The 13,284-nt window shown below is 48.1% G+C and carries 10 protein-coding genes; 6 read left to right on the forward strand and 4 right to left on the reverse strand.

Translation table 11 applies throughout. The annotated features are described in order from the left end of the window. Positions 1-28: 28 nt before the first annotated feature. Positions 29-433: a transcriptional regulator Spx gene (gene spx / locus CK797_RS07820; RefSeq protein ID WP_104689201.1), complete on the reverse strand. Its 405-nt coding sequence runs from the start codon at positions 431-433 to the stop codon at positions 29-31. Positions 434-564: 131 nt separating this feature from the next. Here spx and CK797_RS09105 point away from each other — a divergent pair, with 131 nt between their 5' ends. The 4 genes from CK797_RS09105 (at position 565) to CK797_RS07835 (ending at position 6,162) form a co-directional block, all read left to right on the forward strand. Then, entirely contained in the window at positions 565-729 is a 165-nt protein-coding gene (locus CK797_RS09105) for a hypothetical protein (RefSeq protein ID WP_181049548.1), read from the forward strand. Between the two features lie 294 nt (positions 730-1,023). Continuing rightward, on the forward strand, positions 1,024-2,031 hold the full coding sequence (locus CK797_RS07825) for a LacI family DNA-binding transcriptional regulator (protein ID WP_104689202.1): 1,008 nt from the start codon (positions 1,024-1,026) through the stop codon (positions 2,029-2,031). A gap of 169 nt (positions 2,032-2,200) precedes the next feature. Continuing rightward, entirely contained in the window at positions 2,201-4,135 is a 1,935-nt protein-coding gene (locus tag CK797_RS07830; protein ID WP_104689203.1) for a PTS sugar transporter subunit IIA, read from the forward strand. Positions 4,136-4,149: 14 nt separating this feature from the next. Next, the gene (locus CK797_RS07835) at positions 4,150-6,162 is read left to right on the forward strand and encodes a beta-galactosidase (RefSeq protein WP_104689204.1); all 2,013 of its coding nucleotides are present in this window, start codon (positions 4,150-4,152) and stop codon (positions 6,160-6,162) included. A 161-nt stretch (positions 6,163-6,323) separates the two neighbouring features. Here CK797_RS07835 and CK797_RS07840 read toward each other — a convergent pair whose 3' ends face one another. Together CK797_RS07840 and CK797_RS07845 are read right to left on the reverse strand one after the other, a co-directional pair. Next, positions 6,324-7,700, reverse strand: coding sequence for an NAD-dependent succinate-semialdehyde dehydrogenase (locus CK797_RS07840; RefSeq protein WP_104689205.1), 1,377 nt, complete (start codon positions 7,698-7,700; stop codon positions 6,324-6,326). A 291-nt stretch (positions 7,701-7,991) separates the two neighbouring features. Then, complete coding sequence (locus tag CK797_RS07845) at positions 7,992-9,404, reverse strand: Na+/H+ antiporter NhaC family protein (RefSeq protein ID WP_104689206.1); 1,413 nt, start codon at positions 9,402-9,404, stop codon at positions 7,992-7,994. A gap of 467 nt (positions 9,405-9,871) precedes the next feature. Here CK797_RS07845 and CK797_RS07850 point away from each other — a divergent pair, with 467 nt between their 5' ends. Continuing rightward, the gene (locus CK797_RS07850) at positions 9,872-10,081 is read left to right on the forward strand and encodes a hypothetical protein (protein WP_104689207.1); all 210 of its coding nucleotides are present in this window, start codon (positions 9,872-9,874) and stop codon (positions 10,079-10,081) included. A 114-nt stretch (positions 10,082-10,195) separates the two neighbouring features. Here the strand turns inward: CK797_RS07850 and CK797_RS07855 are convergent, their stop codons facing one another. After that, entirely contained in the window at positions 10,196-10,957 is a 762-nt protein-coding gene (locus CK797_RS07855; protein WP_104689208.1) for an acetoin reductase, read from the reverse strand. A 203-nt stretch (positions 10,958-11,160) separates the two neighbouring features. On the opposite strand from CK797_RS07855, the gene CK797_RS07860 reads away from it, so the two are divergent. Further along, positions 11,161-12,465 (forward strand): IS1380 family transposase, encoded by a 1,305-nt coding sequence (locus tag CK797_RS07860; RefSeq protein ID WP_104689209.1) that lies wholly within the window; start codon positions 11,161-11,163, stop codon positions 12,463-12,465. Positions 12,466-13,284 lie beyond the last annotated feature (819 nt).

Here is a 13,284-nt window from a genome sequence, read left to right on the forward strand (position 1 = left end):
AATGAGATGCCAAGGGTGTTTTGGATTGTTAGGCGGCGTCGGTCTTTCGCTGCGCCGCAATTAATTCAAGTCGGCGAATCTTTCGGGGGAGAAACTGGCGAATGTCATCGATGTTGTAACCGATTTGGAGACGGCGGTCGTCGATAATCAGGGGCTGGCGCAGGAGGCCGGGGTGCTTACTGACCAGATCGTAAAGTTGCCGGAGGGAGAGTTCGTCATTCAGGACGGCTTGTAGCTGGTGGTAGGCCTTTGAGCGCGTAGAGATGATGTCGACAGTACCGTTTTCGGTCCGGGACAGAATCTGCTTAAAGGCCTGGTAGGATGGCGGCTTGACGAAGACGTTCTGCTCGACGAAGGGGATCTGGTACTTACGCAGCCAGGCTTTGGCTTTCCGTGAAGAATTGCTGTTGTGGGAGGTGTAGATGGTGATCATTGCTGGAACTCCTTTCCGTGATTTTACGATACTCAATGATTCTAGGTTAAACCCAGACGTAACGTCACAGTCAAGATCTTCTGATGAGTTGGTTTGCGGGTACCACTAACCAGTATTTAGGGGAGACTAAGATGCCTGAGAAAATCACATTGTTCAATCACGGTGATCAAGCTGATGGTCACTTCAAGCAACCAACCACTGGCGGATCGGATACGACCGCGGACGCTTGCGGAAATGGCCGGCTGGGAACATTTTCTTGCCTCTCCGGCAAATCTCTTTGGCAGATCATCGATTAGCATATTCCCATTCCACTGATTCTGTGGGAACCGGTAATACAATCCTGGCCCTATCTAGAAAATAGCCACGTCCTCTTAGTGGGTCGCTACTATTATGAGTCAGCCTCAAATCAGCATGAGCGGCAGCTATGCTACCAGCAGCAAAAGCTCTTCGAGTACATTTATCACGGCCGTTTAAGCCTAATCCAGATAGTAGTCACTTCGATCACGTAACCCTATCAGGATTAACGGTGGCAATGTGCTAGAATAGTAAATAGCATTACTAAGATTTATAAAAGGGAAGGGCGATGCGGTGTGGCAACAATCAAGAAAATTGCGGAAAAATCAGGGTTCTCCCCGGCAACGGTCTCGCGCCTGTTAAACAACGACCCCAACTTATCGATCGCTCCGGCCACGCGGAAGAAAATCATGATGGTGGCTAACGAATTGGGCTATTGGGCCGATCACCGTAAGCAGGAAGCCATCCGACCGACGATTGCGCTCCTTTATCGAGTTGACAGCAAAGAGCAGCTTCAGGATGAGTACTTCTCCTCACTGAAGGATGAGCTCCTGAAGGTTATCGATGCAGCGGGACTCCAGGTTCAGGTTTTTGAACACATTACCGACTTGGTAGTCAAAGCTGATGACTTTCAGGGCTTCATTGGGGTGGGACCCCACCGGTTGACCCGGAAGAAGTTAATGACCCTACACGCTGCCTTGCCCAATGGCGTCTTTGTCGACATCAATCCGGCCCCAGAGCTTTTTGATTCTGTCCGGCCTAACCTGACCCTGACCATTCGTGACGCCATCCAGCGCCTGATCGCGGCCGATGCTCACCGGATCGGCTTCATCGGTGGAGTGGGGCTCAACTTTGATCAAGTTCAGCAACCTGATATCCGGGAGACCGCCTTTCGGGAGTTTACCAGTATCAATCCTGGGGTCACCGAGGCCCCAATGTTTGTCGGCGGGCCCTTCAACATTGAGAATGGGTACACATTGGGGAAGCAGGCCATTGCAGAATGTGGTGATCACTTACCAGATGCCTTCATCGTGGCCTCCGATACCCTGAGCGTCGGGGTACTTCAGGCCTTCAACGAAGCGGGGATTATCGTTCCTCGGGATACTGCGGTGATTAGTGTCAATAACAGTGAGGTTGCTCGTTACGTTTCACCGCCCCTGTCCTCCTACAATATTAACCAGACCACCCTGGGACGGATGGCCATCAAATTGCTTCAGGATTTGATCATTCATCCGGCCCGGCCCCATGTCCATTTGACCGTTAACACTGACCTAGTTCTGCGCAAGAGCTTTGTAACCGAATAAATCGTTGGGTGTGGTAAATCACGGTTACCACACCCTTTTTTATTAGTTGATTAGTAAATTATTTATTTATTAAGATAAATGCTTTACTAAAATTAAATAAAGAATTATACTAATATTTGTAAACGGTTACAAGTATTTTAGTAAAGATAGCTTTAGGAGGTTTGGTTTTATGACACAGGGTCATAAGTTAACGGCTAAGCAGTGGATCTCACGAGCATCCTTCTGCTTTGGTAACGTTGGGCACTCGGCATTTTATGGGGTAATGAGCACCTATTTCATTATCTTCGTCACCGGGGGCATGTTTAATGGTTTGAAAACATCGGTTGCTGATAAGCTGATTGGCCTGATCACTGGGCTAATTGTCACTGTTCGGATTTTGGAGTTGGTCATTGACCCGCTTCTGGGGAACATTGTCGATAACACCAAGACCCGGTGGGGGAAGTTCAAACCCTGGATCATGATTGGGAACATTGTTAGTGTTGCCTTGCTGCTGATCCTGTTCACCGGGATTTTCGGCCTGGCCAAGGTTAACTGGGTGCTCTTTGCGATCCTGTTCGTGATCATCTTCATCCTCTTTGATATCTTCTACTCCTTCTCCGATGTTTCATACTGGGGTATGGTCCCAGCACTGAGTGAAGATTCCGAGGAGCGGGGGGTCTACACCTCACTCGGGGCCTTTGCAGGAACGATCGGCTGGAACGGGCTGACGATCATCGTGGTTCCGGTGGTCACCTTCTTCACCTACCTGGCCACGGGCCAGCACAAGGAAGGTCCGATTGGCTGGTTTGCCTTTGCGGCAATCGTCTCCATCATCGCTCTGCTGAGTGCGCTGGCAGTTTGCCTGGGTACCAAGGAAAAGCACAACATCATTCGGAATTCCGCTCAGGACAAGACAACTATCCGGGAAGTCTTCTCGGCCATTTTCCACAATGACCAGATTCTCTGGCCAAGCTTAGCCTACCTCCTGTACTCCTGTGCTTACGTCATCACCAATGGGGTGCTCTTCTATCTTTATAAGTTCGTTATTGGTAAGCCGAGCGAGTTCTGGATCGTGGGGGTCATTGCCACGATCATCGGTTTCTGCACCAGTCCACTCTTTCCCGTCTTAAACAAGTTTATTCCGCGGAAGTGGCTGTTCACGGCGGGCCAGATTTCAATGGCATTGGCGTACGTGATCTTTATCTTCTTCCGGTCCAACGTCTTCATGATGGACCTTGGTCTGGTACTTTTTAACATTAACTTTGCCCAACTGGTCACGGTTCTGACCCTGACGGACGCGATTGAATATGGTCAACTGAAGAATGGTCAGCGAAACGAAGCCGTTGTTCTGGCGGTGCGGCCAATGATCGATAAGCTGACCGGAGCCATCTCCAACGGACTGGTCGGTTACATCGCCATCGCGGCTGGGATGACTGGGACAGCGACTGCGGCTGACATGACAGCCCACGACATCCGGACCTTCGATAGCATGGCCTTTTACATCCCACTGGCCTTTGCCGTATTAGCGATCATCGTCTTTCTGACGAAGGTTACCCTGAGTGAAAAGAAGCACGCCGAAGTAGTTGAAAAGCTGAAGGACCAACTGGCGGCGGGGCATGACAACGTTAGTGCTTCGGTTGCTAAGAATACTGTAACAGCCACTGTTAAGGCCACGACGATCTATGCTCCGGTTGATGGTAAACTGGTACCGATGACGGATGTCGTTGACCATGATGGTCAGGTCTTCCCCGGCAAAGGCTTTGCAATCCAGCCAACCAGTAACCACATTTATGCGCCATTTGACGGCAAGGTTTGCTTTACCTTCGGCACTCGGCACGCCTTCGGGATTGTTTCCAAAGATGGTTTAGAGTTGCTGGTTCACATCGGGGTCGGCACCGTTAACATGCGTGGTGACGGCTTTATCAGTCACTACAACGATGGCCAGGTGGTCAAGAAGGGCGACTTGCTCTTCGACTTCAATCGGCAACTGATCAGGGAGTCTGGCTATCAGGATACGGTGATCACCTTCTTCACCCAGCCACATCGGGTCACGGATGTTTCACCAATTGCTTACGGCAGTACTATCAAGCATGGTGATCATGTCACCACGGTTAAGTTTAAGTAGAAAGGTCAATTAACATGAAAAAGAAAGTGCTGCCCCGCTTTCTCTATGGCGGGGACTACAACCCAGAACAGTGGCCGACCGATACTTGGCCTCATGATATCCGGGTCTTCAAACAGGCCGACATCAACTCGACCACGATCAACGTTTTCTCCTGGTCACTGCTGGAACCCCAAGAGGGCCAGTACGACTTCAGTCAGTTAGACCAGATCGTTGACGAACTAGGCAAGGCGGACTTCGACATAGTGATGGCGACGTCTACGGCTGCCATGCCAGCATGGATGTTCAAGAAATACCCTGGGGTTGCCCGGGTTGACTATCAGGGTCGACGCCACGTCTTCGGCCAGCGCCACAACTTCTGTCCAACCAGTCTGGACTACCAGCGGCTTGCCGGCGACTTGGTCACCCGGCTGGCCAAGCGTTACGGTGATAATCCCCACATCGTTGCCTGGCACGTTAACAACGAGTACGGTGGCAACTGTTACTGTAACCACTGCGCTGCGGCTTTCCGCAAGTGGCTACGGGATCGTTATCAGACCCTGGATAACTTGAATGCGGCCTGGAATATGAATGTTTGGAGTCACACCATCCATGATTGGAACGAAATCATGGTACCAAACGAGCTCGGTGACGCCTGGGGACCCGAGGGCACGGAGACGATTGTGGCTGGCCTATCGATTGACTACCTGCGTTTCCAGTCTGATGCGATGCTTGACCTCTTTAGAATGGAGAAGGGGATCATCGAGCGTTTCGCCCCGGATGTGCCGGTAACGACTAACTTCCACAGCCTGCCAAACAAAATGGTTGACTACCAGAAGTGGGCCCGCGATCAGGATATTATCTCCTACGATAGCTACCCGACTTATGACATGCCAACCTACCACCCGGCCTTCCTCTATGACCTGATGCGGACGCTGAAGCACCGGCCGTTCATGCTGATGGAGTCAACCCCGGCCCAGGTCAATTGGCAGCCTTACAGCCCCCTTAAGCGGCCCGGGCAGATGCGGGCGACTGAGTTGCAGGCGGTGGCCCACGGTGCCGATACCGTCCAGTTCTTCCAGCTGAAACAGGCGATCGGTGGGTCGGAGAAGTTTCACAGCGCAGTGATTGCCCATTCCGGCCGCACCGATACGCGGGCGTTCAGGGAGGTGGCCCGGCTGGAGCATGATCTGAAGAAGGTCGGACCGACCGTCAAGGATGCCAGTATCCACGCCAAGGTTGGGATCGTTTTCGATTGGAGTAACTTCTGGTCCCTCGAATATGTTGATGGGATTACCCAGGACCTCCAGTACGTGCCAATCATTCTGGACTATTACCGCCAGTTTTACGAGCGCAACATCCCGACTGACGTGATCAGTGTCGACGATGACTTCAGCCAATATGACCTTGTAGTGGCCCCGGTCCTCTACATGGTTAAACCCGGCCTGGGTGAGAAGGTCAGCCGCTACGTTGCAGCGGGTGGCCACTTTATGACCAGCTTCATGTCGGGGATGGTCAATGAATCCGACAACGTCTATCTGGGAGGATATCCCGGTCCCCTAAAGGAGGTCACCGGTGTTTGGGTCGAGGAAAGTGACGCCGTGGTACCGGGACACCGAACTACGGTCCGTATTAATGACCACCAGTACGATGCCCAACTGATCTGCGATCAAATTCATCTGACGGGTGCCAAAGCCGTGGCGACCTACGCTAACGAGTTCTACGCGGGCACTCCGGCGGTCACCGAGAATCGGTATGGCCGGGGAATGGCCTGGTACGTCGGTAGCCGCCTTGACCACGACGGGCTCTGGCATATTATTGACCGAGTTGTTAAGACCAGCGGGGTCCGTCCGCTGGTCGACGAGCAGACAAAATTGGAGATCACCGAGCGGACGACCACTGATGGTCAGCGGTTGTACTTCGTGCTGAACATGAGCAACGACCCGCAGAAACTGCCGATGAAGTTTCGTGGCTACCAGGACCTGCTGACCGATCGGGCGGCCTGTCCAACCCTGGCCGGTTGGGATGTTGAGATCCTGACTCGGCCGTGAAATCTTCGGACCAACGGCGAATTTCATAAGCTTTGATATAACACACATAACTGATTCCCAATTCGCCCTGGCCCGGGATCTTGGAAATGGTCCTCGACATCAAAAGCGTCTCTCCACTTCAAACCGCGGAGAGACGCTTTTTCGTTGCTTTTATTTAAATATTATTGCCGTGGCTCGTAGATCAAGTGCTCATTAACGAATTCGGTAAAGCCTAATTGACTCAGCTCACGTCCATAACCGGAGTTTTTAACGCCACCAAATGGCAGTTCAGGTAGTGATGCCCAACCGGAGTTGATCCATGACATTCCGGTCTCGATCTGAGCAGCAACCTGTTCAGCATGGGCTGAGTCGCTGCTGAAGATGGTGTTGCCAAGGCCATAGCTGGAATTATTGGCCAGTTCGATGGCCTCTTGATCATTGTTAACCTTATAAACGGATGCAACCGGTCCAAACATTTCGGTGTCGAAAATCGGGTTGTCTGGGGTAATGTCGGTTAAGATGGTTGGCATAAAGAACTGTCCCGTCAGATTATCGACTGGCTGGTTGCCGTAGTAAACCTTAGCACCGTTTGCAACGGCCATCGTGACCTGGGCCTGAAGCTTTTCTTTGGCCCGCTTAGAGTTCATTGGGGCCAAGGTGGTTGAACGGTCGAGTGGATCTCCCATTTTGACGTTGGCAAAGTGTTCTTTTAGCATTTCCAGGAAACGGTCGTAGAACTTGGCATTGACGATGAAGCGTTTGGAAGAAGTGCAGACTTGACCGGCATTATATAGACGGGCGGCAGGTGCCACCTTCACGAGCTGGTCCCAGTTGGCATCATCGAGAACAATGAAGGCGTCGTTGCCACCCAGTTCCATTGTATTTTTCTTCAGGTTTTTGCCGGCCTCGGTAGCTACGGAAGCCCCGCCACGTTCAGAACCGGTTAGGCAGACCCCGACAACACGGTTATCGGCGATTGCTTTCCCGACCTGATCGTAGTTGAGAAAGAGATTGGTAAGACTACCAATCGGTGCTCCAGCCTCAATTACTAGATCTGCAAAGGCTTGGGCCGAGGATGGGCAGTTGGAGGCGTCCTTAAGGATTATTGGATTGCCAACAATGAAGTTGGGGATGAAGATTCGGGCAATTTGGTAGAATGGGAAATTCCACGGCTCGACAGCTACTAGGACGCCGAGTGCCTGTTTCAAAACTTTGGCTCGGCCGGATGTAGTTGCGATTACCGTAGGTTGGAGAAATTGGTCGGCGTGGGCGACGTAGTAGTCACAAAAAGAGGCACAAAGTTCAACCTCGCCCTCAGCCTCTCCAATTAACTTCCCCATTTCCTTAGTCATAATCGTAGCCAAGGCTGTCTTGCGTTCGCGGAGTAGGGTCCCGAGACGGAGAATAACCTGTTTGCGTTTAGCTAAACAATCGTTTTTTCGCCACTCCTGATAAAGAGCATGGGCATTAGTCAAGGCTTCCTCAAGCTCAGCATCGCTGGTATTAGCAAATGTTTTTAAAGTTTCATTAGTATATGGGTTAATGGTTTGATAAGCCATAGGATTACCTCCTAATTGATTGAGTACAGTTTACGGAATTGCCTTCATTGTATAGTAGTTAGCTAGACCAATTCAATAGGAAAGTCTTTAAATTTAATGGCCATTTGAGGGTTGAAAAGTGCATTTCATAACAATATCACCGGCGATTACAATGATAAACGTTAACAATTTGATACAATTAGGAAAGGATTATTGCTCAATTAATTCACCTAGACCAATTTGTGAAGATAAAAATATAACGATAAAAAGCGGCTGAGAGAAAACAGAGCTTTCTATCAGCCGCAACATTATTTAAGCAGTATGACTGGCAGTCACCTTTTTTGGTACCTTCAGGAACATTCCGGTGATTACTGCAAGGATGGTGACCAAGAACGGGAAGAAGGCCCAGGGGATGAACTTCAATGGGTTGATCTGCAGGGCTCCGGCGATAAAAACACCAGAAACACTCCACGGAACGATAGCGTTGACTGCCGCACCAGCATCGTTCAGGATCCGGGTGAGGAACTTACGCTTGAGACCCAGTTGGTCAAATGATTTGAGGAAGGATTGCCCGGGCAGGATGATGGCGAGGTAGTGCTCACCGACGATCAAGTTGACTCCCACACAGGTAATAGCGGTAGCCAGGGTGAGCCGCCCTGGTGTCTGGATAGCGCTAGAAAGGTGGTCAATGATGGCACCGATAATGTTGAACTTGATCAGCAGGCCACCCAAGGCAAGGGCAAAGACGATCAGGGCCAATGATGTCAGCATACTAGCAATTCCGCCCTTGGAGAGGAGAGTATCGATGGTCTTATCTCCAGTATGAGAGACGAAACCCGTCATGATCGTTTTGGTGATCATACTGATACTGGTAGCAGGAGCGTGGATCCAGCCAAGCAGGGCAGCAAAGAGGGAGCCTAGTCCCAGGGATGGGATGGCTGGCACCTGTAGGATGGCTAGGATGATCAAGAGCAGGACAGGGAGCAGTGCCCAGCCAGAGATCCAGAAACCGCTGGCCAGACCGTGCATCATCTGGTGGACGGCGCCGAGACTGACATTCTTAGAATTCAAACCGAGAATGGTGTAGAGGACGACACAGATGGCCCAGGCGGGAATATCGGTGATCATCAGAGCCTTGATATGCTCGTAGATACTGATCTTACCAACGCTAGCGGCCAGGTTTGTAGTTCCAGACAGTGGTGAAATGTTGGAACCGCAGAAGGCTCCAGAGACGATTACCCCAGCGGTCAGACCTGGATTAATCTTTAGGGTGGCACCGATTCCGATAAAGGCGATCCCCATAGTGGAAACGGTGGTGAAGGAGCTTCCACAGGCTACCCCGACCAAGGTACAGACGATGAAGACGGTCGGCAGGAAAAATTTCACGGAGATGATTTCAAAACCGAAGTACATGATTGTCGGAATTGTTCCAGAGAAGATCCAAGTAGCGATCAGCACTCCGATGGATAGAAAAATGATCAGCGGGTCGACCCCGGCTCGCAGCCCACTCCGCATTCCGTCCATGACGTTGTCCCAGGAGAAGCCGCGTAACCGTCCGTAGATGGCTAGCAGGGTGAAGGCGATGAACAGCGGTGCTTGTGGTTCCTGCTGCCGGATGATGATCAGGTAGCCTAGGATACATAGGATAACAGTCAGGACAATCAGACTTTCACCAAAACCGAGGGTTGGCTCGGTGGTTTGACGATGTTTTTTAAAGAGACTCATTTATAATTTCCTCCTTATTACCAATAAAAAAACCAGCTAGATGCTTGAGACATTGCTCAATCTAGCTGGTGGCCGCGTAAGCGAATAGTATGATCCTGCCTGCCCAATTGCTAGATTGAAGACACCTAGCAAAATGGCATAGTAAACACAACCCTGCTTAGGTGCGAACGTCTCTGCCCGCACCTGTTGTGCAGACATTAATTACGATAAGCAGCGTTGTAATAATAATTGGTCGTGTTTAATACAAATTGAATCATTACTATCCGGTCCTTTCAATTGTTTGTTGGCATTATTAAAGCATTCTCATTTTAGTTTGTCAATTCCTAATTTTAAATTAATTTAGAACTAGTGATAGTCGAATTCCCTTGAGATACGGCGGGTTGTGCGATTGACGATAAATAAAATTATAGAAAAGTGTGCAGGGTGTAAAAAAGGGACTATAATAGACGGTGAAAGGAAGCATAATCATGGAAATTAATGAAGATGCTCTTAAGAACTTCCAGAACTCGAAGTTTGATTTTGTTGATGCTAAGGGTAACGATGTTGACTTCAGCAACCTTTCTGATGACGTAACGTACACGCTGCGGGACGGCAAGACTGTTGTTGAGGATGACATGAAGGCTCAAGACGTTGTTGATACAATCAACAACGAGTATGGCAAGACCATGAATGTCTGATTTAATAACTGAATATGCTAACTTCACTAATCTTCCCAGCCATTAATTGGGAAGATTTTTCATTTTAAACAATAATGGGCCGGGGCACTAATACCCTGACCCGTTGTTTAACTTTTACTCAAACTGCATTCCGCCATCGCAGAGGATCGTCTGTCCGGTAATGTAATCGGACTTATCACTGGCCAGAAATTCGACTACCTTAGCAACATCGTCTGGGTCAGATAGCTTGTCGAGAGCAATCAATGACTCGTAGTCACTCATCTTTAGGCCCTGGTCGTCGGCAATTTTCCGCATCATTGGCGTGTCAACAATTCCAGGAGCATAAGCGTTGACCGTGATTCCTTGCTTAGCCAGGTCTCGAGCTGCAACCTGCGTAATGCCACGAACCGCAAATTTAGTGCTGGAGTAGAGGAGCTCATTCTTGTTGCCTCGGACTCCGGCTTGTGAGGTGGCGTTGATGATCTTACCAATAACTTCTTTTCCCTGCCGAGGCTTCTTTTCAAACTGCTCAAGGGCTGCCTGAATTCCCCACATATCACCAGCAACGTTAACGTGCATAACCTTGTCGAACATTTCTGGGGTAACATCCTTGATCCTGGTGACGGGGCCTAGACCAGCATTATTGACGAGAACATCAAAGCCGCCAAAGTGGTCCGCTGTCTGCTGAACGGCTGAGAACATCTGGCCTCGGTCGGCGACGTTGACGGTAACAGCCAGTGCATCACCGCCACTAGCTTTGATTTCGCTAGCAACCCGTTGGGCGTTATCGCTATTTAGATCGGCAACTCCAACTGCAAAGTCCGCGTTGGCGAGTCGCTTGGCGATTGCTTCACCGATACCTTGTCCAGCACCTGTAACCATTGCAACCTTAGTCATAATGATAGCTTCCTTTCTTTAATATATAGATAATTAACACTTCCCTGAATTATTCACCAGAAACTCCAAAATCCCCATCAAACACATGATTCAAGTGCTTGATGGGGATTTTGCGTTTTCACCTTTTAAGTGCAGAAAAAGAGCCTCAGCTCTGGTATAGTTAACTCGACCAAAAGACACTATAAAAAAAAGAGGACTCTATAATGAAAACTGTACAGGAAATGGCATTTAGTTTCAATAAAAACATTCTAGCATCGCATACCGGCGGTCAATTATCTTCTGATGGTGGCCTAACCTTGTGTGTTGAACTGATGGCAAAGTTTCAGTTCACGAACTTAGCTGACAATCTATTGAAGTTCAACGACCATCGACAATACTGTCAGCATAGTAATTCAAGTATCTTGATGCAGTTGGTTCTGCAGATCATTGCCGGTTATAATACAGATTCTGCTGCAACCTCATTGGTTGCAGAACCACTGTTTAAACTTTTATTGGACAAACCAGCCTTAGCTTCACAAGCAACGATATCCCGTTTCTGGCAACGTATCGATACCGCAGGTGTGGACGCCTTCCAGACTTTAAATCAAGCTCTTATTGATCAAGCTCGACTGCTAACTAATCAGACGACCACCATTATTGATATTGATTCAACCCATTCTGACACTTATGGCAATCAAGAAGCTACTGACTATAACGCCCATTATGGCTCGGAGGGGTATCATCCATTACTAGCTATCGATAATGATGGTAACCTCCTGAAAGCCATCCTACGGCCTGGTAATGCCTATACCAGCACAGATATAAAAGCCTTTTTGGAACCGTTATTAAAACATTATCAAGACCAATTGCCAGAAACTGATATTTTGGTTCGCGGTGATAGCGGGTTCGCCACACCAGCTGTTTATGATACCTGCGAGGCCGATGATGTCTTTTACATTATTCGCCTCAAACGTAATAAGCGACTACACAACTTGGCAGAAGAGTTTGTACAGATAAGCGACACAACTGAGTGGCATGAAACCGAAACTCACTATTACTCAGCAACTTATCAGGCCACTTCGTGGCCTAAACCGCGTCAAGTATACGTTAAGTCAACTCGTGTAGCTGGCGAATTGATCTTTTCACATGAATTTATTGTGACTAATCTGACAAATTTAACCGCAGAAGCAGCATTTGAACTGTATCATAAGCGTGGTCAGATGGAGAATTATATCAAGGAAGCCAAAGAGGGCTTCTTCTTTGATAAGACTGATAGTTCAACGTTTACCGCCAACGCTGCCCGTATGATGGTTAGAGTATTAGCGTACAATATTATCAATTTTATGAAGCAAATAGCCCTACCTAAAACAGAGACCGGATTGCGTGTTAGTACATTACGAATCCGTTTATTCAAAGTCGCTGCCCGCGTTGTGTTTACCGGTCGACGAATCCAGTTACGACTGAGTTCTCATCACGTTTATCATCGACTCTTTTATCAGGTATTACAGCGTATTCAGGCTATTAAATAGCCCCAATTAAAAAAATTCTGTACGATCAAGGGATAAGTGCACCCAAAAATTCAAAAATGACTCACCGTTAGGTGATACCATCAAAATTTAGAGTCTCAATACATAGTAAGCAAGATCAAAAGCCGTCAGTTTTTGAAAAACATGAAAACTGACGACTTTTTTTGAAGGTATGAATAATTCAGGACTTCTAATGTTTAGTTTATTTCAACTTTGTGGTAATGTAAACGATTTCACCCTAGGGCTATTAGATTAACTATTGCAATTTAGTCACAAAGAGATTATAGTATTTAACTGTTGTGTTTCAGAGGCATGACAAAGTTAGCTATACCAAAACTATTTTTCACAAGCTGTCAAGGAATGAAACTTTACAGCTAGTAGTGAGAACTACATGAAAAATAATTCATATTTTTCTTGATAAAGTGTGTTGGTGATAGTACAATGGATATTGCTGTTGAGATAGATGCGTTGATGTTTATCTTAAATAGGTAAAATTAATCATTGACATCTTGGTAGTAATCAAGTATTATAAATAAGCTAGCTTGTATGAGACAGACACGATTACTTGCTTAATAAAATTAGCAAAAAGTGTTGACTTACTGTTAGCTAGATGATATAATAAATACGCTAAGTAAGCGGTGCTTGCTTAGCACGGTAGACCTTTGAAAACTGAACAAAGTTTTTGACGAACTAAATGTGTAGGGTCTTCAATCACTTCGGTGATTTGAAGCAAAACATTTGCGAAGTCAATTCGCTTAATTAATTTGATTTAGAGCTATTCAAGTTCTTATATTTTATATGAGAGTTTGATCCTGGCTCAGG

It is taken from the genome of Limosilactobacillus pontis (assembly GCF_002940945.1).
GTDB lineage: Bacteria > Bacillota > Bacilli > Lactobacillales > Lactobacillaceae > Limosilactobacillus > Limosilactobacillus pontis_A.

What these genes read in the sequence shown, in the direction of transcription:
- CK797_RS07840 (WP_104689205.1), bottom strand. Translation starts at nt 7,700, where the DNA reads ATGGCTTATCAAACCATTAACCCATATACTAATGAAACTTTAAAAACA.
- CK797_RS07860 (WP_104689209.1), top strand. Translation starts at nt 11,161, where the DNA reads ATGAAAACTGTACAGGAAATGGCATTTAGTTTCAATAAAAACATTCTA.
- CK797_RS07850 (WP_104689207.1), top strand. Translation starts at nt 9,872, where the DNA reads ATGGAAATTAATGAAGATGCTCTTAAGAACTTCCAGAACTCGAAGTTT.
- CK797_RS07855 (WP_104689208.1), bottom strand. Translation starts at nt 10,957, where the DNA reads ATGACTAAGGTTGCAATGGTTACAGGTGCTGGACAAGGTATCGGTGAA.
- CK797_RS07835 (WP_104689204.1), top strand. Translation starts at nt 4,150, where the DNA reads ATGAAAAAGAAAGTGCTGCCCCGCTTTCTCTATGGCGGGGACTACAAC.
- CK797_RS07845 (WP_104689206.1), bottom strand. Translation starts at nt 9,404, where the DNA reads ATGAGTCTCTTTAAAAAACATCGTCAAACCACCGAGCCAACCCTCGGT.
- CK797_RS07830 (WP_104689203.1), top strand. Translation starts at nt 2,201, where the DNA reads ATGACACAGGGTCATAAGTTAACGGCTAAGCAGTGGATCTCACGAGCA.
- CK797_RS09105 (WP_181049548.1), top strand. Translation starts at nt 565, where the DNA reads ATGCCTGAGAAAATCACATTGTTCAATCACGGTGATCAAGCTGATGGT.
- spx (WP_104689201.1), bottom strand. Translation starts at nt 433, where the DNA reads ATGATCACCATCTACACCTCCCACAACAGCAATTCTTCACGGAAAGCC.